General features: G+C 68.2%; 20 protein-coding genes. 6 read left to right on the top strand and 14 right to left on the bottom strand.

Features of this window, described 5'->3' with window-relative positions; translation table 11 throughout:
* Positions 1-252: 252 nt before the first annotated feature.
* A complete protein-coding gene (gene prf1, locus CK500_RS01820) occupies positions 253-1,503 on the top strand; it encodes a peptide chain release factor aRF-1 (RefSeq protein ID WP_095635548.1) in 1,251 nt (416 codons plus the stop codon).
* A gap of 40 nt (positions 1,504-1,543) precedes the next feature.
* Here the strand turns inward: prf1 and CK500_RS01815 are convergent, their stop codons facing one another.
* Positions 1,544-1,984 carry a metal-dependent transcriptional regulator gene (locus tag CK500_RS01815; protein ID WP_095635547.1) on the bottom strand — a complete coding sequence of 147 codons (441 nt, stop codon included), beginning with the start codon at positions 1,982-1,984 and terminating at the stop codon, positions 1,544-1,546.
* 43 nt (positions 1,985-2,027) lie between these two features.
* Positions 2,028-2,513: a rubrerythrin gene (locus CK500_RS01810; RefSeq protein ID WP_095635721.1), complete on the bottom strand. Its 486-nt coding sequence runs from the start codon at positions 2,511-2,513 to the stop codon at positions 2,028-2,030.
* 291 nt (positions 2,514-2,804) lie between these two features.
* Between CK500_RS01810 and CK500_RS01805 the strand changes: the two genes are divergently transcribed.
* Complete coding sequence (locus CK500_RS01805; protein WP_095635546.1) at positions 2,805-3,239, top strand: hypothetical protein; 435 nt, start codon at positions 2,805-2,807, stop codon at positions 3,237-3,239.
* Between the two features lie 134 nt (positions 3,240-3,373).
* On the opposite strand, the gene sufD is transcribed toward CK500_RS01805, so the two are convergent.
* The 4 genes from sufD to CK500_RS01785 all read right to left on the bottom strand — a co-directional run bounded on the left by sufD (position 3,374) and on the right by CK500_RS01785 (position 9,941).
* Positions 3,374-4,588, bottom strand: coding sequence for a Fe-S cluster assembly protein SufD (gene sufD, locus CK500_RS01800; RefSeq protein WP_095635545.1), 1,215 nt, complete (start codon positions 4,586-4,588; stop codon positions 3,374-3,376).
* 1 nt (position 4,589) lies between these two features.
* A complete protein-coding gene (gene sufB / locus CK500_RS01795; RefSeq protein ID WP_095635544.1) occupies positions 4,590-6,020 on the bottom strand; it encodes a Fe-S cluster assembly protein SufB in 1,431 nt (476 codons plus the stop codon).
* A 52-nt stretch (positions 6,021-6,072) separates the two neighbouring features.
* Positions 6,073-6,996: an ABC transporter ATP-binding protein gene (locus CK500_RS01790; protein WP_095635543.1), complete on the bottom strand. Its 924-nt coding sequence runs from the start codon at positions 6,994-6,996 to the stop codon at positions 6,073-6,075.
* Between the two features lie 146 nt (positions 6,997-7,142).
* A complete protein-coding gene (locus tag CK500_RS01785) occupies positions 7,143-9,941 on the bottom strand; it encodes a DNA-directed DNA polymerase (protein ID WP_095635542.1) in 2,799 nt (932 codons plus the stop codon).
* Positions 9,942-10,042: 101 nt separating this feature from the next.
* On the opposite strand from CK500_RS01785, the gene CK500_RS17290 reads away from it, so the two are divergent.
* The 3 genes from CK500_RS17290 (at position 10,043) to CK500_RS01775 (ending at position 11,244) form a co-directional block, all read left to right on the top strand.
* The gene (locus CK500_RS17290; protein WP_198951481.1) at positions 10,043-10,216 is read left to right on the top strand and encodes a DUF7331 family protein; all 174 of its coding nucleotides are present in this window, start codon (positions 10,043-10,045) and stop codon (positions 10,214-10,216) included.
* Between the two features lie 101 nt (positions 10,217-10,317).
* Positions 10,318-10,776: a DUF7322 domain-containing protein gene (locus CK500_RS01780; protein WP_095635541.1), complete on the top strand. Its 459-nt coding sequence runs from the start codon at positions 10,318-10,320 to the stop codon at positions 10,774-10,776.
* A gap of 27 nt (positions 10,777-10,803) precedes the next feature.
* Positions 10,804-11,244 (top strand): DUF7346 family protein, encoded by a 441-nt coding sequence (locus tag CK500_RS01775; RefSeq protein ID WP_095635540.1) that lies wholly within the window; start codon positions 10,804-10,806, stop codon positions 11,242-11,244.
* Positions 11,245-11,485: 241 nt separating this feature from the next.
* Here the strand turns inward: CK500_RS01775 and rad50 are convergent, their stop codons facing one another.
* From rad50 to CK500_RS01755, 4 genes are all read right to left on the bottom strand, one after another.
* Complete coding sequence (rad50, locus tag CK500_RS01770) at positions 11,486-14,179, bottom strand: DNA double-strand break repair ATPase Rad50 (RefSeq protein ID WP_095635539.1); 2,694 nt, start codon at positions 14,177-14,179, stop codon at positions 11,486-11,488.
* The gene (gene mre11 / locus CK500_RS01765) at positions 14,176-15,510 is read right to left on the bottom strand and encodes a DNA double-strand break repair protein Mre11 (protein ID WP_095635538.1); all 1,335 of its coding nucleotides are present in this window, start codon (positions 15,508-15,510) and stop codon (positions 14,176-14,178) included. The genes rad50 and mre11 overlap by 4 nt, the downstream gene beginning before the upstream one ends.
* Before the next feature lie 66 nt (positions 15,511-15,576).
* Positions 15,577-15,906 carry a hypothetical protein gene (locus tag CK500_RS01760; RefSeq protein WP_095635537.1) on the bottom strand — a complete coding sequence of 110 codons (330 nt, stop codon included), beginning with the start codon at positions 15,904-15,906 and terminating at the stop codon, positions 15,577-15,579.
* A gap of 87 nt (positions 15,907-15,993) precedes the next feature.
* Entirely contained in the window at positions 15,994-16,257 is a 264-nt protein-coding gene (locus tag CK500_RS01755; protein WP_095635536.1) for a MarR family transcriptional regulator, read from the bottom strand.
* A gap of 140 nt (positions 16,258-16,397) precedes the next feature.
* On the opposite strand from CK500_RS01755, the gene pan1 reads away from it, so the two are divergent.
* Positions 16,398-17,615, top strand: a complete 1,218-nt coding sequence (pan1, locus tag CK500_RS01750; RefSeq protein WP_095635535.1) for a proteasome-activating nucleotidase Pan1 — start codon at positions 16,398-16,400, stop codon at positions 17,613-17,615.
* A 90-nt stretch (positions 17,616-17,705) separates the two neighbouring features.
* Here the strand turns inward: pan1 and CK500_RS17285 are convergent, their stop codons facing one another.
* The 4 genes from CK500_RS17285 to CK500_RS01735 form a co-directional block, all read right to left on the bottom strand.
* Entirely contained in the window at positions 17,706-17,852 is a 147-nt protein-coding gene (locus tag CK500_RS17285; protein WP_198951480.1) for a hypothetical protein, read from the bottom strand.
* A gap of 98 nt (positions 17,853-17,950) precedes the next feature.
* Complete coding sequence (locus CK500_RS01745) at positions 17,951-19,126, bottom strand: DHH family phosphoesterase (RefSeq protein ID WP_095635534.1); 1,176 nt, start codon at positions 19,124-19,126, stop codon at positions 17,951-17,953.
* A gap of 105 nt (positions 19,127-19,231) precedes the next feature.
* Positions 19,232-20,149: an NAD-dependent epimerase/dehydratase family protein gene (locus CK500_RS01740; RefSeq protein ID WP_095635533.1), complete on the bottom strand. Its 918-nt coding sequence runs from the start codon at positions 20,147-20,149 to the stop codon at positions 19,232-19,234.
* Positions 20,146-20,595, bottom strand: a complete 450-nt coding sequence (locus tag CK500_RS01735; protein ID WP_095635532.1) for a DUF5791 family protein — start codon at positions 20,593-20,595, stop codon at positions 20,146-20,148. Before CK500_RS01735 ends, CK500_RS01740 begins: the two co-directional genes overlap by 4 nt.
* Positions 20,596-20,601 lie beyond the last annotated feature (6 nt).

The raw sequence follows: 20,601 nt of genomic DNA, 5'->3' as shown, positions 1-20,601 counted from the left end.
GGGTCCCACCCACCCGCACGGCACCGCACCACACCTCACGCCTCCCCAGCCTCGTCGGTCGCCCTCCGCGTTGCTCCGGACGACCGACTCCCTCGCGCGTCGCCGCTCGCGGGCCGAAGGCCCGCTCACGGGCGCGCGCCACCGCAGATCATTTATAAAAGATCCCGCGATCGACGGTCCATGCGACGCGGTACCGCCGCGCCGGCGGGAAGGTCAAAGCTTACTTACACGCACGCCGCCGTAGTTTGGGTAATGAGTAGCGACGCCCAAGAGACGAGCAAGGACCGGCGGAAGTACGAGTTCCGCAAGGTCATCGAGGAGCTCCGCGACTTCGAGGGCTCCGGCACGCAGCTCGTCACCATCTACATCCCCGAGGATCGGCAGATCTCCGACGTGGTCGCCCACGTCACGCAGGAACACAGCGAGGCGTCCAACATCAAGTCCAAGCAGACGCGGACAGCCGTTCAGGACGCGCTCACCTCGATCAAGGACCGCCTCCGCTACTACGACACCTTCCCGCCGGAGAACGGGATGGTGATCTTCTCGGGGGCGATCGACGCCGGCGGCGGCCAGACCGACATGGTCACCCGGACGCTGGAGTCGCCGCCCCAGCCCGTCGAGTCGTTCCGGTACCACTGCGACTCCGAGTTCCTCACCGAGCCGCTCGAACACATGCTGGAGGATTCCGGACTGTTCGGGCTCATCGTCCTCGACCGCCGCGAGGCGAACGTCGGCTGGCTGAAGGGCAAGCGGGTCGAGGCCGTCAAGTCCGCCTCCTCGCTCGTCCCCGGCAAACAGCGGAAGGGGGGTCAGTCCGCACAGCGGTTCGCCCGCCTGCGGCTGGAAGCGATCGACAACTTCTACCAGGAGGTCGCGGGGATGGCCAACGACCTGTTCGTCGACAAGCGCCACGAGCTCGACGGCATCCTCGTCGGCGGCCCCTCCCCGACCAAAGACGAGTTCCTCGACGGCGACTACCTGCACCACGAGCTGCAGGATAAGGTGCTCGGGAAGTTCGACGTGGCGTACACCGACGAGTCCGGACTGAAGGATCTGGTCGACAACGCCAGCGAGGCGCTCGCCGACCAGGAGATCGTCGAGGACAAACGCCACATGGAGACGTTCTTCGAGAACCTCAACACCGGCGACGAGGCCACCTACGGCTTCGATCAGACCCGCCGGAACCTCATCATGGGCTCGGTCGACCGCCTGCTCATCTCCGAGGACCTCCGCTCCGACGTGGTCGTCTACGAGTGTCCGAACGGCCACGAGGAGTACGAGGTGATCGACTCGCGACACTCGACCCCGGACCACGAGTGCTCGGAGTGCGGCGAGGAGGCGGAAGTCGACGAGCGCGAGGACGTGATCGAACACCTGATGGCGATCGCCGAGCAGCGCGGCACCGACACCAAGTTCATCTCCACCGACTTCGAGAAGGGCGAGCAGCTGCTCGACGCGTTCGGCGGTATCGCCGGCATTCTACGGTACTCGACGGGCGTCTAGAAACGGCTTCTACGGGCGTATTTCCGCTACTGCTCCGGTTCTACTGCTCCGGTTCGACCGGTGCCGCCGCGATCTCCAGACACGAACAGGCGTCGGTCTCTGGGTCGAAACAGTCCGGACACTCCGGCTCCCGGTCGATGATCGTGTCGAGCCGCTCGGCGACGGTGTCGTCGATGACCGCCTCCAGCTCGCGGGCCTCCGCTTGGAAGTCCTCGACGGCGAGCACGTTCGCGAGGAAGCGCTCGATGATACAGTAGGTCTGGAGCGCGTCTCGCGCACGCACGATCCCGTCGTCCGTGAGCGTGACGCCCTTGTACTTCTCGTGTTCCGCGAGCCCGCGCTCCTCGAGCTTCCCGATCATTTCGTTCGCGCTCGCCGGGCTGACGCCGAGGGCGTCGGCTATCGATCCGGTCGAGGCGGGGCCGTCCTCCTGGTCCTGTACGACGTATATCGTCTTGAGGTACTGGTCTGCGGTGTTCACGGCTCCCCTCCGTCGGGACTCGTCGGCTGCTCCTCAGTTCGGTTCATCGTCGTTCCATGACCTCGGTCACTTCGCGCACCCCCTCGGCCTCCTCGTCGCGGATCGCCGTCAAGGTCGCGACCAGTTCCTCGCGGTCGATCGAGAACTCGACGTCCGAGTCCTCGATCGCCCCGATGAGGTCGTCGTAGAACTTGTAGGCCGTCTCCTCGTTACACAGCTGGTCGTACAGCACGTCGTCGAAGTCCTCCGGCCGGGTCCGACCGTACCGGGCGTCGACGAGCGACTCGATCTCGCCGAACGGGACGCTGTCGACGCCGAGGTCCTCGATCAGCGTCTCTAACCGTTCGCGGTGGGCCGCCGATTCCTCGGCGGCGTCCGCGAGCAGCTGTTCGACCTCCTCGTCGAGCTCGGCGTCCAGCTGCTGGTAGTGCCGGTGGGTCCGCGCCTCGACGACCTCTTCGAGCACGATTCCGATCTGGAGCAGCCGCGCGAGCTGGTCGTCCGAGGCGACCCGCTGGCTCACGCTCACGACGACCACCCGAGACGGACCGATACGCGTCGCATACGTCAACAGTTCCGAGCCTCTCCGACTTAAGGTGTTCCCTCTCACGGTTCGGTCCGTCTCCGCGCGCTGGCGGGGGCAGTGGGCGGTCGGCGCACCGAACCCGCCGTCCGGATCGGTTCGCGGCCGAGAGACCCGTTATCCCGAATTATCCCGCGTTAAATCGGAATAAACGCGGAACGACGCCGACGAATTCGGATAAAATCGGGTTGAGCGCTTCCACCCCTTATTTCCCGGCGGTCGATACGGGAAGACGCGATGAACGCGAAAACACTCGCGACGGTCGCGCTCGCCGTGACCGTCCTGATCGGTGGCGTGGCGGCGGTCGGCGCCGCCGCCCCCGCAGACGCACAGGCGAACGACAACGCGACGGCGGCCGACGAGAACGCTCCGTCCGACGCGCCCGTGGACGACGCGGCCGACGGCGACGAGGACGACGACGCCGAGGACGACGACGGCGCAGCCAGCGAGGCGTCCGGCGACCGCGGCCCGCCGTCCGCCCTGCCGGATCAGGCGCCCGATCACGTCAGTCAGATCCACGAGCAGATCAGCGCCTACCTCGACGGCGAGCTCGACGACCTCGGTGACGCCGTGAGCGACGTCGCGTCCGATGCGGACGCAGACGACGAGGACGAGGGGGCTGACGATGACGACGAAGAGGAAGACGCTGACGACGAAGACGCCGACGCGTAACCCTTCCCCGTAGCCGCCGGACGGGCCCTTTTCTTCGAACCCTCACTGATCGACGAGCCGTCGGAGACTCGTCTGTAGCCGCAGCCGGCGCTCCCGGTTGCGCTGCGTCAAAAAACGGGAACCGAACGCGGCCGTTACTGCAGGCGCTCGAAGACGAGCTCCTCGACGTCGTCGCGGAACTCGTCGACGGCGATCTCTTCGAGGACGGGCACGAAGAAGCCCTCGACGAGCATGTTCCGCGCCGTGCGGGAGTCGATCGAGCGGCTTTCGAGGTAGAACAGGTCCTCGGCGTCGACCTGCCCGACCGTCGCGGAGTGCGACGCCTCGGTGTCGTGGTTGTGGATGATCAGCTTCGGCGACGCGTCCGCCTCGGCGTCGTCCGACAGCATCAGCGTGTTCTCGCGCTGGTAGCTGGAGGTGTTCCACGCGTCGTTGCCGACGTCCTGAACCCCCTCGTAGACGGAGCGGGCCACGTCGTCGAGCACGCCGCGCGTGACCAGGTCGGCGGTCGTGTGCTCGGCCTGGTGCCAGACGCGGGCGTTGATGTCGAAGTGCTGGTCGTCGGTTCCGAAGAACGTCCCGACGATCTGGCTCTCGGCGCCGTCGCCGTTCAGCTCCGACTCGACGTCAGAGCGCGTCAGCTTCGACCCGAAGTTGCTCTCGATCCAGTCGACGGTGCCGTAGGTGCCCACGTCGGCGCGCTTCAGCGAGTAGGTGTACGTGTCGTCGTCGAGGTTCTGGAGCGAGCCGAACTGGACGCTCGCGTTCTCGCCCGCCGCGATCTCGACGAGGTTCGAGAAGTACCGGTCGTCGCCGGCCTCGCTGCCACCCGACTCGATCGACTCGAGGATCGTCACCGACGACGACTCCTCGGCGACGACGAGCGTCTGGCTGAACAGCGAACGGGAGTTCATCTCCGCGCGCACCGTCACGTCCTCGACGTCGACGCCCTCGGGGACGTAGACGAACGTGCCGGTCGTGAACAGCGCGACCGACAGCGCGGTGAGGTAGTTCTCTTCGGGGTCGAGTACCGAGCCGAAGTTCGTCTCGATGACGTCGCCGTACTCCTCGAACGCCTCGGTGAAGGGGAGGACGACGACCTCGTCGTCGCCGACCGACCGTTCCGTGGCGTCCGACTGGTTCAGCGGATCGACCAGCGACTCGAAGTCGAGCGCTTCCAGGTCGGTCCAGCGACGCCCGGGCGTCTGGATCACGTCGGGGAGGTCGGCCGTCTCCAGCGCCGACAGCGCGTTCAGACGGGTCTCGAGGAGCCACTCGGGCTCGTCGCGTTCGTCGGCGATGCGTCGTACCGTGTCCTCAGAGAGGCTCTCGATTGCTTGCGTGCTCATGTTATCCGAGCGAGCCCTCCATCTCGAGCTCGACGAGCCGGTTGAGCTCGACGGCGTACTCGATGGGCAGCTCCTCCGTGATGGGCTCGATGAAGCCCGAAACGATCATCTGCTTGGCGTCGTCGTCGTCGAGGCCGCGCGACTGCAGGTAGAAGATGTCCTCGTCGCCGATCTTCCCGACGGTCGCCTCGTGGGCGACGTCGACCTTCGACTCGTTGATTTCCATGTACGGCATGGTGTCGGAGGTCGACTCGTTGTCGAACATCAGCGCGTCGCACTCGACGGCGGTCGAGGAGTTCTCGGCGCCGTCGGCGATGTGGACGAGCCCGCGGTAGTTCGTGCGGCCGCCGTCCTTCGAGATCGACTTCGACTCGATGGTCGACTTGGTCTCGGGCGCGTTGTGGTACACCTTCGCGCCGGTGTCGATGTCCTGCCCCTCGCCCGCGAAGGCGATGGTGATGTGGTTGTCGGAGGCGCCGCGCCCCTTCAGGATCGTCGAGGGGTACAGCATCGTCGCCTTCGACCCCATCGACCCGGAGATCCACTCCATGCGCCCGCCCTTCTCGGCGATGGCGCGCTTCGTGTTCAGGTTGTAGGTGTTCTTCGACCAGTTCTGCACCGTGGAGTACTGGACGTGGGCGTCCTCGCCGACGAACACTTCGACGCCGCCGGAGTGGAGGTTAAACGCCGAGTACTTCGGGGCGGAACACCCCTCGATATAGTGGACCTCGGAGCCCTCCTCGGCGATGATGAGCGTGTGCTCGAACTGGCCCATCCCCTCGCTGTTCATCCGGAAGTACGCCTGCACCGGCATGTCGACGGTGGTGTTCTCCGGCACGTAGACGAACGAGCCGCCGGACCAGATGGCGCCGTGGAGCGCCGCGAACTTGTTGTCGCTCGGGGGGACGCACTTCGTCATGAAGTGCTCGCGGACGAGTTCCTCGTGCTCCTGGACGGCCTCGTCCATGTTACAGAAGATGACGCCCTTCTCCTCCCAGCGCTCCTGCATGTTCTGGTAGACGACCTCCGACTCGTACTGCGCGCCGACACCGGAGAGCGCGTTCTTCTCGGCCTCCGGGATGCCCAGCTTGTCGAAGGTGTCTTTGATCTCGTCCGGGAGTTCGGTCCAGTCGTCCACGCCGGCGCGGACGTCCACGTCCGGCCGGATGTACGGGATGATCTCGTCGACGTCGACCTCGCTCAGGTCCGGCTGTCCGGGCCAGTCGGTCGGCATCGGCATCTCCTGGAACTGCTCGAGCGCGCGCAGGCGCCGCTCCAGCATCCACTCCGGTTCGTCCTTGTCCTCCGAGATGACGCGGACCGTCTCCTCGGTGAGGCCCTTGTCGGTCTGGAAGGCGGACTTCTCCTCCTTCTTGAACTCGAAGCGGGCCTCGGTGTCTGTCTCCTTCAGTTCGTCCTGTTGTGAGCTCATAGTATCTTGTTACGGATTCTCGTGTTTACGTGTATCGCGTGCCCGGATTCGGTTACGCGGTCTCGAATGCGTCCTCGCGGACCCAGTCGTACCCCTTGTCCTCGAGCTTCTCGGCGAGCTCCGCGCCGCCGCTTTTGACGACCTCGCCGTCTAGCATGACGTGGACGTGGTCGGGCTCGACGTAGTCGAGAATCCGCTGGTAGTGGGTGATCTGGAGGACGCCCGTGCCCTGCTCGTCGCGGAGCGCGTTGATCCCCTTCGAGACGTCCTGGAGCCGGTCGATGTCCAGCCCGGAGTCGATCTCGTCGAGCACCGCGATCCCGGGCTCGAGCATCGCCGCCTGCAGGACCTCGTTCTGCTTCTTTTCGCCGCCGGAGAAGCCGGCGTTGAGGTATCGCTGCATGAACTTCTCGTCCATGTCGAGCAGCTCCATCTTCTCCGAGAGGATCTCCTGGAACTCGGCGACGCCGATCTCGCCGTCGTCCGCGGGACCCTCCATCGGGGAGGTCTCGTAGCCTTCGTCGTCCGCGTCGGCCTCAGCCTCCTCGTCTTCGTCCTCCTCCTCGAACAGCTCCTCGCGCTCGTCCGCCTTGGCGTTGAGCGCCTGTCGGAGGAAGTTCGTCATGGTGACACCCTCGATCTCCGCCGGGTACTGGAACCCGAGGAAGATCCCGAGCGCGGCGCGCTCGTTGGGTTCGAGCTCCAACAGCTCCCAGTGGTAGTCCTCGTCGTCGAGCTCGGCGTCGATGTCGGCGACGTCCTCTTCGTCCAGGTGCAGGAGGACCTCGCCGCCGGTGACCTCGTAGGCGGGGTGGCCGGCGATGACCTTCGCGAGCGTCGACTTCCCGGAGCCGTTCGGACCCATCAGCGCGTGGATCTCTCCGGACTCGACGGTCAGGTCGACCCCGCGAAGAATGCGTTCGCCGTCCTCTTCAGCTACCCGCGCGTGGAGATCGTTGATTTCGAGAGTTGCCATATGTATTCTCGTGCCTCGTGTCCGTACACTGGTCTCTCGGCGGGTTAATGGTTACGCATCTCCCGTAGAATATCCCGAAATCGAAAAGAAATTTTCTCAACGATCGAAAAGCGGTTTCAAGAACTCGGGCCCGCCGCCGTTCCGGCTCACATGAACGATCCGAGCCCGGTCTGCTCTTGGCCCGTCTTCACTTCCTCCCACGACATCCCGAGCGCCTCGATGACGCGCTCGATCGGTCCCTGAAGCGTCTTGTCCAACATCTTCTCCCAGTCGACCTCGAACTCGTCGGGGACCTGATCGGCGTACTCGAAGCAGATCACGTCCGGATCGCGTTTGAACTCCCCGTACAGGTGGTCGCGCTGCGGGTCGAGCCCCTCCTCCGCTTCCATCCGCGCCCAGAAGTCGGGGTGGACCTTCTCGATGTAGAGCCGCTTCGGCTTCGACCCGCTGCCGAAGTTGGTCCCGAGCATGAGGTTGGCGTACTTCGCGCCGCGCACCTGTGCGGTCGGCGTCTCGTAGGCGTCGAGCTTCTTGCCGATCCCGCCGGGAATGCCGATCTCCTCGACGTCCACGTCGCCGTCGAGCACCCGCGCGATCACGTCCACCAGGTACGACTTCACCTCCTCGAGGTCCTCGTCGATGTCGTCGCCCGTGACGATCGTCTCGATGACGTTCTGCTGGACCTCCTTGGTGATCCCGGCGATGTCCGACCGCTTGTACTCGAACCCGGTGATGTCGATGTCGTCGACGTCTTTCCCCTCTTTCCAGACGATGTGGCCCGCGTACCGCTTCTTCTTGCCCGCCTGGAAGAAGCGCCGGTAGAGCTTCTCGAACTCGATCTGGAAGCGGTGATCCTCGGCGTTCAGCTCCTCGCGCGCGAAGTCGTCGTAGCGGTCGTTGATGTGGTCCTCTATCTCGAAGGAGGTGTCGATGGCCTCTTCTTTCGACAAATCACCGAGAGAGAGCATGACGCTGTCAGTATCTCCATATGTAACTTCCCTGTCAAGTTCGTCGGTCACGTCCGCGGTGAACGCGATCACCTCGCGGTTGGTGGAGGTGACGCCCGCGCTCATTTCGCGGTCGTACAGGCGGAATCGATCCCACCCGAACACGCCGTACAAACTGTTCATCAGAACCTTGACAGCTCCCTGCTGCCGGTCGTACTGTTCGTACGCTTCCGTCCCCGGATCGTGCTCGTTTCGGAGCGCCTTCTTCTCCTCGCGCTCGTCGAGCAGCTCGTTCACCATCTCCCGGATGATCCCGTCGGGCTCCTTCCGGAAGTGGACGCCCGTCGGGGTCCGGTACGTCTCGCCGTCGTACTCCTCGGGGTCGACCTTCGTCTCCGGCGAGGCGTTGATCGTCACCATCGACATGGGGTAGAGGCTCTTCAGGTCGAGCACGCTCACCATCTCGCGGACGCCGGAGATCGGGTCGAACACCGCGCCGCCCTCGAACTCCTCGGCCTCTTGCTGGCCCTTCGAGGGGAGCGCGAAGTTGCCGTACGCCATGTGGAGCACGTACATGTCGACCGCGTCGCCGGGCGTCGTCGCGTCCTCCAGCTTGCAGCCGACGATCTTCCGGGCGTCGTCCCAGAAGGCGATCACGTCCTGCGCGCGGTCGATCTCGACGCACAGCTCCACGTCGCGGATGCTGTACTCCAGCAGCCGCTCGGGGTCTTGCTCCCAGAGGTCGCCGATGTCGCCCGTGTAACGCTCCTTGCCCACGCCCAGCTCGCGCTCGCCGACGGCGTCGAGCCGGTACGACTCCAGCTCCGTGAACATCGTGCGCTTGTAGGCGTACAGCAGGTCGAAGACGACCCGGCCCTTGATGTCCGGGCCGCCCCAGCCGGAGCGCCACACCTCGCCGATCCGGGAGAGCCGGTCGACGGAGAGGTCGTACTGGCTCCCGTCGTCGAGCACCTCCAGCCGGTCGAGGACGTACGGCGCGTCGAAGTCCTCGAAGTTCCACCCGGTCAGCAGGTCCGGGTCGGTCTCGTCGAGGTACGCGACGAACGCGTCGAGCATCGCGGCCTCCTCGTCGAAGGTCCGGACCTCGAAGTCGAGATTGGCGCCCTCGTCGACGATCCCCTCGTAGTCCGGGAGGTCCTCGGGCGGCGGAATCTCGGCCTCCGGCGCGTCGTACAGCCAGACGACGTACTCGTCGTCGTAGGAGTCGTGGCTGGTGAGACAGATGATCGGCTCCTCGCCGTCCTCGGGGAAGCCGCGTCGGTCGTCGACCTCGATGTCGAAGGTGTTCACCCGCATCTCGGCGTCGACCGCGGCGGGTTCGAGCATCCCCTCGTGGACCTGGATCGTCCCGTCCCCGTCGTCGAGCCGGCGCTCCTCCACGCGGATGCCCCCGTTGAGCCCGTTGTCGATCAGAAAGCGGTTCGGGAACAGGATGTCCGCCTCGAACGTCGTCGCGAAGTCGTCGCGGATGCTCCCCACGTCGCGGGGGGTTCGGGTGACGATCCGGGTGAGCGGCTCGCCGCGGATGCTCTCGTACGGCTCGCCCTCGGCGTTCTCCTCGCGGGTGCCGATCACCACGTCGTACTCCTCGACCGGGTCGCGGTCGAGGTCGGCCGTGGGGACGTAGAAGTACGGCTCGACGCCGAGCACGCGGAGGTGTTCGACGGTGTCGTGGTCGGCCCCCTCGGCGTTCTCCGCCGGCCGCCGGCCGAACACGTGCACGACCGGGTACTCGTCGTTCCCGTACCCCTCGACGGCGTAGTCGATCTGGGTGATCATCAGCTCGACGGTCCCGGTCGACTCCGGGAACTTCGCCTCGTCGACGTCGACCACGTCGCTGACGTGGCCGCGCCCGCCGCCGGCGACGACGGCCGCCTCCTGTGCGGCCAGCTCCTCCCGTTCGGCTTCCGTGCCGTCCTCCGCCCCGTCGCCCGACTCTCCGGACGACGAGAAGTCAGACAGCCCCGACTGAGTCATACCAGTGCTTCGGCGCACCCGGCTAAAAAACTCGGCTTTCGGGTGCGGCGAGGTCTCCCGCCACGGAAAGGCATATAATGTGTGATGACTTACCACGGTCCATGCCTTCGGACCCACGTTCCGAACCCCAGGTGGCTCGCCCGGCCGATCGCGACGAGGTCGACGCCGAGGTGGAGGTGTACGAAGACGACGGGAACGTGGTGCTTTTCGACGCCGCGAACCCCCTCGCGTGGGTCGAGGCGAGCCGAACGGTGCGGCTCGCCGACGCGCTCTGAGGCGGCGGTTCCTTCCGTTCCGTTTCCCGCAGCTCCGTAGCCGCCGCTCGCGGATCGGGCGGGACGGAACCCCTTTGCCCCGCCCCCTCGTACGTGCGGGCGTGTTCAGCCTCGACGAGGACGACGAGGGCGAGATCTCCGTCGGCGAGAGCTCCGACGCCGAGCGGGAGATGACGCCCGACATCCCGAAGGCGCCCTCGGTGAAGCGGTTCGACGACGACGGCGACTTCGAGGGCGCGAGCGACGTCGACTCGGGGACGCTCCGCGCGTTCGTCGTCGCGGTCATCTACGCCAACGCCGCCGTGCTCCTCGTCGCGCTCGGCCCGATGCTGTGGTTCTTCGAAGGCCGGTCGCGACTCGGTCCGGCCCTGTTCGTCGCCGGCCTCCTCGCGGGTGTCCGGACCTACCAGACGTATCGGTCGTGGGAGCGATCGCGGGACGACGAGGAGTCGGATTCCGACGACGACGGGGACGAATCGTCCTCCGCCGCCGAAGCCGGACCCGACGACCCTGAGTCCGACGCCGACCCCGAGTCCGACGCCGAGCCCCCGGAAGCGTAATGGCCCCGCGACCGCTCTCTCCGATCCATGCAGACGGTTCGTGACGCGGCCGGCGAGACGTACCTCCTCGTGAAACGCTCCGCGGAGTCGAGTCGGGTGCGCGATCCGGCCACCGGCGAGGAGCGGTACGTCGACAACGAGGAGCTCTCGGTCGTCGACGGCGAGTCGCCGCTCGCGACCGCGGCCTCGGGGGTTCCGGCGCCGGTCCGCCGGACCCTCGGCGCGGTCCGCGACGACCGGTCGCTCGGCCTCCTCGCCGTGGTCGTCGACGAGGGGCCGATCGCCGCGATCGACCTCCTCGACGCGACCGACATGTGCGAGTCCGACATCCACGGCGCGATCACCGAGTTCCGGGCCGCCGGCCTGATCGACGAGGTCGATGTCGCGGGGCGGCGCGGCTACGAGGCGACTCCGGTCGCGGTCGACGCGATGGAGCTGTTGCGTGCCGGGACTACAGACGGCGAGTAATTGGGCAGTAAGCGCGCTCCGCAGTCTTCGCGGCCCTTCGCATCTCACACCCCCAATCTACCGAGCGTGTGCCTCGCGCCTCCCCATCCTCGTCGGTCGCCTTCCGCGTTGCTCCAGGCGACCGACTCCAGCGAGAATCGGAGATTCTCTGGCAGCCGGCGGCAGAGCCGCCGGCGACCTCGCGGGCGCGCCGACGCGGACTGTCGGGTCCACAAATGGCGCCGGTGAAGCGGTCGCCCGATCAGTCGTCGGCGAGTTCAGCGACGTCGAGCGCGGCGGCGTCCTCCCGACGCACCGTCGACCGGTTCGAGCGCGGGTCCTTCTCGACGGTCACCAGCTCGTCGGCCGCGCCCACCAGCTCGTCGTCGTGGCTGACGATGAGGATCTGGCGCACGCCGAACCCGCGCATCTCCTCGACGAGCCGGACGAGCCGGGAGACGTGGCCCGAGTCGAGGAAGACGGTCGGCTCGTCGAGGATGAGCGGCGGGGTCGGCGCCGCGCCCTCGATCCCCTCGGAGAGCAGCCGGTAGATCGCACACCGCAGCGAGAGGTTGAACAGGGCGCGCTCGCCGCCGGAGAGCTGCTCGGGGTCGAGCGGCTCGCCGTCCTTCTGGTAGACGGTGAGGACGTACTCGCCGTCGAGCTCGATGTGCGAGTAGGCATCGTTGCCGTAGACGAGCTCGAACGTCTCGTTGAGGGTGCGCTCCAGCTCGGCGACGTTGCGCTGGCGGAGCTCCGCCCGGAGATCGCCGTACATCGCCTCCAGCTCGCTCGTCTCCTCGTGGAGGTCTTCGAGCGCCGCGACCGTATCGGCCAGCTCGTCTCGCTCTTCGCGGAGGTTCTCTAACTCCCGGATCTCGCCGTTGACTCCCCCGATCGCGTTCTGGAGCTCCGTCTGCCGCTCCGCGAGCCGGTCGAGCTCGTCCTCGACTTTCTCGAGATACTCCTCGGCCCGCTCCTTCTTCGCTCTCGCCTCCTCGACCGCGTCCTCGTCGACGGCGTCGGCGAGATCGTCGCGCCGCTCGCGCTTGTCGGCCAGCCGGTCGCGCCGCTCGTCGTTCACCTCCGCCAGATTCTCCCGCTTCTCGCGGCGCCGTTCGATATCGTCTTCCGCGTCCGCGATCGCCGATAGTCGCTCCTCGATCGCGGTCACCGCCTCCCGCGCGTCCTCGACCCCCGCGAGCGCGTCTTCCAGCTCCTCCACGCGCGCTGCGGCCGCCTCGGCCTCCTCGCGCTTCTGGGCGGCGACCTCGCGCGTCTCCTCGGCCTCCTCGCGGAGATCGGCGGCCCGCTCGCGCTTCTCCGCCGCCGCCTCCCGCTTCCGCTCCGCCTCCGTGCGCTGCTCTTCGGCCCGCTCTTCGAGGGCCTCGATCCGCTCGTCGATCTCGTCGAGCCGGTCCGCCGCGCTCGCGAGCTCGTCCAGCTCCGCGATCCGGTCGTCGAGGTCGCTCTCGCGCTCCCGGGCGTCCGAGAGCTCCGTCTCCAGCTCGGCGACGCGCTCGCGGTCCTCCTCGATCCCGCTCGCGTGCGGGGAGTCCTCGACCGGCTGGCCGCACTCGGGACACTTCCCCGCCGCGAGCAGCTCCTCGGCCTCCTCGACGCGCTCGCGGGCGTTCTTCAGCTCCGCGGACAGCTCCGCGATCCGCTCGCGGACCTCGCCGCGCCGCTCGCGGAGCGCCTCTCGCTCGTCCGCCGCGCCGTCGCGGTCGACATCGGCGTCCGCGGCCGCGAACCGCTCGCGCAGGCCCTCGGCCTCCTCGCGGAGCTCCTCGATCGAGGACTCGCGCTCTTCGGCCCCGTCTTCGGCCGCCTCGGCCTCGTCGGCGAGATCGTCGGCCTCCGCCTCGACCTCCGCGGCGCGCTCGATCCGGTCGTCGGCCTTCCCGGCGAGGTTCGTCGCCTGGTTGCGGAACGCCTCGGCGCTCACCCGCTCGTCGTCGAGCTCCTCGCGGATCTCGCTCTCCCGGTCGTCAAGCTCGGCGCGCCGGGTCGCGATGGCCTCGTCGCTCGCCGCGTCGAGTCCGGCGTCGTCGAGCCGCTCGTCGATTCGGGACTCTATCTCCGCGATCCGCTCGCGGGCCTCCCGGATCGCGTCGCGGTGGTCGTCGCGCTCGCGCTCGGTCCCGCGGATCGCTTCCTCGATCTCGTCGATCTCCGACTCGACCGACTCCAGCCGCTCGCGTTTCTCCGCGTGGGTCGTCAGCGTCTCCGCGGCGGCCTGGCGGGTCTCCTTCGCCTGCTCCCGCTGCGCCTCGTAGCGGTCGATCTCGTCTTCGACCTCCGAGAGGTCGCTTTCCAGCGCGTTGAGCCGGTCGTGGAGGTCCTTTTCCTCCTTCTCCGCGATCTGGTCATCGAGCTGGTCGAACCGCCCGCGGCGGTTCTCCAGCACGTCCTCGACGCCGAGCCGCGCGTCGCCGGCGCGCTCGCGGTACTCCTCGAGCTTCCCGAGCTGGAGCAGGTCGTCGATCGTGTCCTGTCGCTCGCGCGGCGTGGCGTTGATCAGCTTGTTCACCTCCCCCTGCCGGACGTACGCGCAGTTGACGAACGCCTCGGCGTCCATCCGGAGGAGCTCGGTGACGAACTCCCGCACCGCCCGGGCGCCGTCGCGGGTCACGTCGCTGCCGTCCGTCGCCTCGAGCGTGCACTGGTGGTCGATCCGCCCGTCGTACTCCTTGAGGCGTCGCTCGACGTGGTAGGAGACGCCGTCGTGGGTGAACCACAGGTCGACTTCGGTCTCCTCCTCGCCGTTCGTGATCACGTCTCCGAGGGTGCCGTCGAGCGCCTTCGACCCGTAGAGCGCGAAGAAGCAGGCCTCCAACAGCGAGGACTTCCCGCTGCCGTTGAGCCCGTGGATGACCGTGACGCCCTCGGTCAGTCGGAGGTCGGCGTCGCCGTACGGCTTGAAGTTCGTGAGCCGGATGCGGTCGAAGTTCACAGGTAGTCCTCCATGGAGACCTGTCCGTCGGTCTCGTCGTCGGTCGTTTCGTCGCCGGTCCCGTCACCAGTCGCTTCGCCGTCTGCCACCTCGTCGTCTGCGCCTCCGGATTCGCTGTCGTCGTCGGCTTCGGACTCGGTCTCCTCGGCTTCCCGGTCACCCGCGTCGTCGCCGCCGGCCGCGCCTCCGGCCTCGCCCGGGTCAAACGCGCCGAGGTCGTCGAGGTCGTCCACCCGCTCCTCGATCCGGCGCTTCACGGTCTCCCTGACGTTCGTGTCGGGGATCGTGTCGGCGCGGACCGCCTCCTCGACGTCGAGCGCGGCCTCCGAGAGCCCCATCTCCTCGACGCGCTCCCGGACCGCGTCCTCGGGGTCCGCGAAGCTCACGTCGACCTCGGCGTCCGTCTCCACCTCGCGGCGGTCGGTCACGCGGGCGATCAGGGCCCCCTGGTCGGTCGCGAACTCCTCGATCGCGGCCGGCGTGACGGGATCGCCCTCGCCGGTCACGTCGACGAGGACGACGGCGTCGTCGAGGTCGTGCTGGCGGACCGCCTCGCGCACCCGCGCCGCGCCCTCGCCCTCGCGGAGGTCGGCCTCAACGAAGACGAACGGGCGGGTGTCGAGCGCGCGTCGCCGGATCTCCACGCGGTCGTCGCCGCCGGCGGCGTCGGCGTCGAAGGTGACGAGGTTGTACCCGCGCCCCTCGCGCTCGCTCGCGCTCGCGCGCTCGGTCGAGCCCGGGTACGTGACCCACGTGCCCGCGACCTCGGCGGAGTCCGGGGTGTGGTTGTCGCCGAGGAGCATCGCGTCGAACGCCACGTCGCTCTCCGCGAGCACCTCCTCCGTGTCCCAGTCCGCGTAGCCGAACGGCTCGAAGAGGCCGTGCGCGACGAGCGCGGCGTACTCCGCGTCGTGCTCGGCGAACGCGTAGTCGAGGTCGTCGCGGCGCGAGACGGGCACGTGATCGAGCCCGTAGAAGGAGGTGTCGCCGACGACGGTCGGCTCGTCGTCGAGCCGCGTCGCGAGCCCGAGCCGCTCGAACAGGTCGAGCCACTGGCCGCCCCGGGTCGACTCGTGGTTCCCGACCACGGCGAGGAAGGGGATCCCGGCGTCGTCGAGCCGGCGGAGGACCGAGATCGTTCCCATCAGGTCGTCGAGTTCCGGCCGCCGGTCGTGGAAGAGGTCGCCGGCGTGGACCACCGCGTCGACCTCCCCGTCGATCGCGTCGTCGATCACGGCCGCGAACGCGTCGAGGAAGTCCTGCCGTCGGACCGGCGAGTGGTACTGCGCGTACCCCACGTGGGTGTCGCCGGTGTGGATCACCCGTGTCATCTGGCCGGGTCTTGGCCGGTATCGGGTTTAGGGGTTCCGGGGGCGGGGCGGAAGTGGTCCGGCGGGTTACTCGGTGGTGTCGCCAGCGACGCCGGCGGCTCGCCCGTCGCCACCCTCGCCCGAGCCGCCGTCGGCGGCCGCCTCGCGGAACCGTCGGAACGCCGCGCGCGCCTCCCGCCCGCGCTCAGCGACGGCCTCGTCGCCGTCGCGCTCGGCGGCGGCGATCGCGTCGTCCAGTCGGTCGAGGCCGTCGGCGTCGACGAACGCCGCGGCCCGCCGGAGGTCGGCGCGCGCGGCGTCCGCCTCGTCGATCACGGCGACGGACGGTCGGGTCGCGGTGTCGGTGCGGCTCGCCAGCGCGGAGAGCGCCCGCTTGACGGCGACGGTCGAGACCATGGGCGGGCTGGGGTCGCTATCGCTGATAAGCGGTGGCTCCGCGGAGGGAGAGAAAACGAGGGGGACGTGACGGCTTCGGCCCGGAGTCTACACCGAGAGGGTGTACAGCCGCTTCCGAGCGTCGGCGAAGGAGAACCGGGAGTCGACGACGTCCTCTTCCTCCAGCCGCGAGAGCGCGTACCGGACGGTCCGGGGCGGGAGCAGGGTCTCCTCGGCCAGCTCGCTCTGCGTGAGCGTGTCGTTGTAGTCGAGGACCTTCGCGACGAGCTTCGCGCTCGGCGGCAGGTCTCGGACGGCGCTCCAGCGATCCGTGATGTCCTCGTCGGCGGTGACGGCGTCGGTGGCACTCATGCGTGGTTCCTCCTTATTCATGCCGTTAGATAATATTTACTATCCTGTTTTATTACTACTAGGTATCAAGTAGACGCATGCACCCCGGTATCTCTCCCCCACCCGAAACCTCTTACCCGCGAGACGCTTTATTACGCACAATGACAGACACCGTCGACGACGTCGAGCTGCCCTACGACGAGGGGTCGGCGTCGAGACAGGAGAAGATCGAGTCTCTCCAGGAAGAGCTCGACGAGCTCGAGTCCCAAAACGAGGAGATGCGCGACAAGCTCCTCGACGCGAACGCCGAGAACAACAAGTACCAGCAGAAGCTCGAACGGCTCACCCACGAGAACAAGAAGCTGAAGCAGTCCCCGCTGTTCGTGGCGACGGTCCAGGAGATCACGCCCGACGGCGCCGTCATCAAACAGCACGGGAACAACCAGGAGGCGCTCACGGAGATCACCGCCGAGATGCGCGAGAAGCTCGACCCGGACGACCGGGTCGCGGTGAACAACTCGCTGTCCGTCGTCAAGAAGCTGGAGAAGGAGACGGACGTGCGCGCCCGCGTGATGCAGGTCGAGCACTCCCCCGACGTCACGTACGCCGACATCGGCGGGCTCGAAGACCAGATGCAGGAGGTTCGCGAGACCGTCGAGATGCCGCTCGAACACCCCGACATGTTCGAGGACGTGGGCATCCAGCCGCCGAGCGGCGTCCTGCTGTACGGGCCGCCGGGCACCGGGAAGACGATGCTCGCGAAGGCGGTCGCCAACGAGACGGACGCCACCTTCATCAAGATGGCCGGCTCCGAGCTCGTCCACAAGTTCATCGGCGAGGGCGCGAAGCTGGTCCGGGACCTGTTCGAGGTCGCGCGCGAGAACCAGCCCGCGGTCCTCTTCATCGACGAGATCGACGCGATCGCCTCGAAGCGGACGGACTCGAAGACCTCGGGCGACGCCGAGGTCCAGCGGACGATGATGCAGCTGCTCTCCGAGATGGACGGCTTCGACGAGCGCGGCGAGGTCCGGATCATCGCCGCGACCAACCGCTTCGACATGCTCGATCCCGCCATCCTCCGCCCGGGCCGCTTCGACCGCCTCATCGAGGTGCCCAAGCCGAACACCGAGGGCCGCGAGATCATCTTCCAGATCCACACCCGGAAGATGAACCTCGCGAGCGACATCGACTTCACCGAGCTCGCCGAGATGACCCCGGACGCCTCCGGCGCCGACATCAAGGCCATCTGCACGGAGGCCGGGATGTTCGCGATCCGCGACGACCGCACCGAGGTCACCCTCGACGACTTCCTCGGCGCCCACGAGAAGCTCCAGACGGACGACGAGTCCGGCGCCGACGACTCGCTGGCGTTCGCCTGACGCGGCCCGTCGTCCCCGACCTCCGAGTTACCGGGTTTTGATTTTCTGCGCGTTCGCCGGTCGTTCGAACTCGTCGCTAATCGCCAGTCACTACAGCGCTCGCAGCACCAGGTACGGCGCGACGAAGAGCAGCGCGAAGATCAGTCCGGTCGCGATCGCGTAGCCGACGCCGACGCCGGCGAGCGCGCGCCAGCCGTCGTCGGTGGGTAGGTTCCGGAGCGGGATGTCGGGGCTCATACCCGTGGCTTCGCCGCCGTCGACTTAACTTTCGGTGGCCGATCCGTCGGATCGCTCCTGTCCGATCGGCTGCCCGCCGGTTACACGTCGCCCGCCGGTCACACGTCGCCCGCCATCGCGCTGAACAGGTCGTCGGCGAGCGCGTCGCGGTCCACGCTCTCCGGTCCCTCCTCGCCGGTCGGGTCGATCGTCGGACCGATCGTCCCGCCCCCCATGCGCGAGTGGCCGCCGCCGTTGCCGTTGTCGCGGTCGGAGAGGACGGCGTCGATGGCGTTGCCCATGTGGACGCGGTCGTCCCGCGACCGACCGGAGAGGTGGATCGTCCCGTCGCGCTCCCCGATCACCACAACGGCGCTGACCCCCTCCAGCTGGATCAGCTCGTCGGCCGCTTGGGGGATCGCGTCGACGTTGTTCACGCCGCCCACGTCGGCCACCGCGAACGACCCCTCGACCCGACGGCCGGCGATGGCCCGCGCCTTCACCTCCAACACCTCCGCGTCGACCGCGGGGTTGGCGATCCGGTCGAGCCGGTCCTGGTCGACGCCGGGGTAGACGTACGCCGCGGCCGCGAAGTCGGGCTCGCTCGCGCCGACGGTGAGGTGTTTGGTGTCGGTGAGGATCCCGTACAAGAGCCCGGTCGCCGTGTCGGTCGGAAGCGTGAGGTCGCTGTCCGTCTCGCTCGCGTGCTTGTCCGGTGGGACCGGCGTGGCGTCGTTCTGCTGGAAGTACTCCGCGACCACCGAGGCGGTCGCGCCGTAGTCGGTCCGCACGTCGGTGAACGCCTCCCCGGCGCCGTCGCCGGGGTGGTGGTCGATGACCGCAAGCGGGAGCACGCCGTCGGCGCCGGCGAACCCCCGCGGCTCGTTGTGGTCGACGAGCACGACCGACTCGGCGGCCAGATCCGTCACGTGTTCGATCGGGTCCAGCTCCAGGTCGAGCACCGTGCGGAACGCCCGGTTCTCCTGGTGGCGGATCTGCCCCGGGTACTGGACCGTCGCCTCGACGTCGAGCTGCTCCGCGAGCGAGGCGACGCCGAGCGCCGCCGACATCGCGTCCGGGTCCGGGTTCGGGTGCATCAACACCGCGATCTCGTCGCGGTCGGCCAGCAGCCGTCGGAACCTGACGCCGGGCGTCCTGCGCGCGCGGAACAGCACGTACGCGCCGACGGCCGCGACCAGCGCGACGATCGCGGCCACGACGGCGAGCTCCGGATTCTCCCGGGCCAGCGCCTCGGCCTGCGAGAGCCGGTCGTCGGCCACGCTCAGGGACCACATACGTGCCGGTCGACTCGCTCCCGGTACATCAAGGTTCGTTACCGTTCCGTCCCGGCGACAACGACGCGTCGGACATCTCCCGACCGATCCGGATCGGCGGCGACCTCACTCGCTCGTCGCCCGAAACGCCCGCACTGCGTCGCGATACCCCTCGCGAAAGGTCGGGTAGGCGAACGCGTAGCCGAGCGCCCGCAGGCGGTCGTTCGAGCAGCGCTTGCTGGTCCGGATCCGGCGTTCGGCCGCCGCGGAGAGGTCGCCGGCCGCGATCCGGTCGGCCTTCGACCGCTTCTCCGGACGCGGCACGCCGCATGCGTCGGCCAGCCAGTCGGCGAACGCGTGCTTATCGACCGGCTCGTCGTCAACGACGAGAACGGCCTCGCTGCGGGCGCGGTCGGCTTCGAGGAGGTACCGCACCGCCCCGGCGGCGTCGTCGCGGTGGACCATGTTGAGATAGCCGGCCGTGACCGGGCCCGCCAGGTAGCGGTCGAGTCGGTAGCGATCCGGGCCGTACAGCCCTGCGAAGCGCGCGACCGTCCCGTCGATCCCGAACTCCGCCGCCGTCTCCAGCGCGGTCCGCTCCGCCTCGGCGAGGACGCGGGTCTTCTCGGTCGTGGGCTCGATCGGCGTCTCCTCGTCGACCCACGCGCCGTCGTGGTCGCCGTACACGCCCGTCGACGAGGTGTAGACGAGCCTGTCCGGCGTCGCCGTCCGCGAGCCGTACGCCTCGATCACGTTCCGGAGCCCGTCGACGTACACCTCGCGGGCGGCCGCGGCGCCGCGGCCGCCGGAGCTGGCCGCGAACACGACCGCGTCCGCGTCGGGGAGCGCGTCGAGCGACGCCGGCTCCGTCGCGTCCGCGCGGACCGCGTCCACCTTGCCGTCAGAGATCCCTTCCCCGACCGACTCGATCGCGTCCAGTCCCGCGTCGGACCGCCGCACTCCCGTCACGTCGTGGCCGCGCTCGGCGAGCTGGCGGGCGAGTTCGAGGCCGACGTAACCGCAGCCGACGACGACGACCCTCATGGTTTCCGCCGCTCGATGACCGCCATGATCTCCGCGAGCTGGCCGAGCGTCATCGGCGCGCGCCCCTCCAGGGCCTGCTGGACCTCCTGTCCCGTGAGGTCCGCGTCGATCGCGGCGGCGATCGCGTCGACGTCGAGCACCGCGGTCGCCATCCCCATCAGCAGGTGGTCGCGGACCTCGGCGACGACGGCGTCGCCGCCGCGGTCGGTCGGGACGGCGACGATCGCGGCCCCGTCCTCGAGCCGGATCCCCGCTGCGTTGCCGTCGGCGACGGCGTCGAGGACGGCGCCGTCGACCCCGGTCTCCTCGGTGATCCGATCTCGTCCGACCTCGGCGAGCGCCTCGCTCACCAGCGCGTCGAACGACGCCAGCAGCGCCGCCGCGGTCACCTCGTCCGCGTCGCGTTCGGCTCCCGTCGCGCCGTCGGCGACGACCTCGTGAAACATGGTCGC

The organism is Halorubrum salipaludis, assembly GCF_002286985.1.
Classification (GTDB): Archaea; Halobacteriota; Halobacteria; order Halobacteriales; family Haloferacaceae; genus Halorubrum; species Halorubrum salipaludis.
This window is presented reverse-complemented; position numbering and strand designations above follow the sequence as displayed.

Excerpts from the sequence above, each read along its gene's own strand:
- CK500_RS17285 (WP_198951480.1), bottom strand. The coding sequence starts at position 17,852 with ATGAGCCCCGACATCCCGCTCCGGAACCTACCCACCGACGACGGCTGG.
- CK500_RS17290 (WP_198951481.1), top strand. The coding sequence starts at position 10,043 with ATGCCTTCGGACCCACGTTCCGAACCCCAGGTGGCTCGCCCGGCCGAT.
- CK500_RS01775 (WP_095635540.1), top strand. The coding sequence starts at position 10,804 with ATGCAGACGGTTCGTGACGCGGCCGGCGAGACGTACCTCCTCGTGAAA.
- CK500_RS01735 (WP_095635532.1), bottom strand. The coding sequence starts at position 20,595 with ATGTTTCACGAGGTCGTCGCCGACGGCGCGACGGGAGCCGAACGCGAC.
- CK500_RS01785 (WP_095635542.1), bottom strand. The coding sequence starts at position 9,941 with ATGACTCAGTCGGGGCTGTCTGACTTCTCGTCGTCCGGAGAGTCGGGC.
- CK500_RS01745 (WP_095635534.1), bottom strand. The coding sequence starts at position 19,126 with ATGTGGTCCCTGAGCGTGGCCGACGACCGGCTCTCGCAGGCCGAGGCG.
- CK500_RS01805 (WP_095635546.1), top strand. The coding sequence starts at position 2,805 with ATGAACGCGAAAACACTCGCGACGGTCGCGCTCGCCGTGACCGTCCTG.
- CK500_RS01755 (WP_095635536.1), bottom strand. The coding sequence starts at position 16,257 with ATGAGTGCCACCGACGCCGTCACCGCCGACGAGGACATCACGGATCGC.
- CK500_RS01790 (WP_095635543.1), bottom strand. The coding sequence starts at position 6,996 with ATGGCAACTCTCGAAATCAACGATCTCCACGCGCGGGTAGCTGAAGAG.
- sufB (WP_095635544.1), bottom strand. The coding sequence starts at position 6,020 with ATGAGCTCACAACAGGACGAACTGAAGGAGACAGACACCGAGGCCCGC.
- CK500_RS01760 (WP_095635537.1), bottom strand. The coding sequence starts at position 15,906 with ATGGTCTCGACCGTCGCCGTCAAGCGGGCGCTCTCCGCGCTGGCGAGC.
- pan1 (WP_095635535.1), top strand. The coding sequence starts at position 16,398 with ATGACAGACACCGTCGACGACGTCGAGCTGCCCTACGACGAGGGGTCG.
- sufD (WP_095635545.1), bottom strand. The coding sequence starts at position 4,588 with ATGAGCACGCAAGCAATCGAGAGCCTCTCTGAGGACACGGTACGACGC.
- prf1 (WP_095635548.1), top strand. The coding sequence starts at position 253 with ATGAGTAGCGACGCCCAAGAGACGAGCAAGGACCGGCGGAAGTACGAG.
- CK500_RS01740 (WP_095635533.1), bottom strand. The coding sequence starts at position 20,149 with ATGAGGGTCGTCGTCGTCGGCTGCGGTTACGTCGGCCTCGAACTCGCC.
- mre11 (WP_095635538.1), bottom strand. The coding sequence starts at position 15,510 with ATGACACGGGTGATCCACACCGGCGACACCCACGTGGGGTACGCGCAG.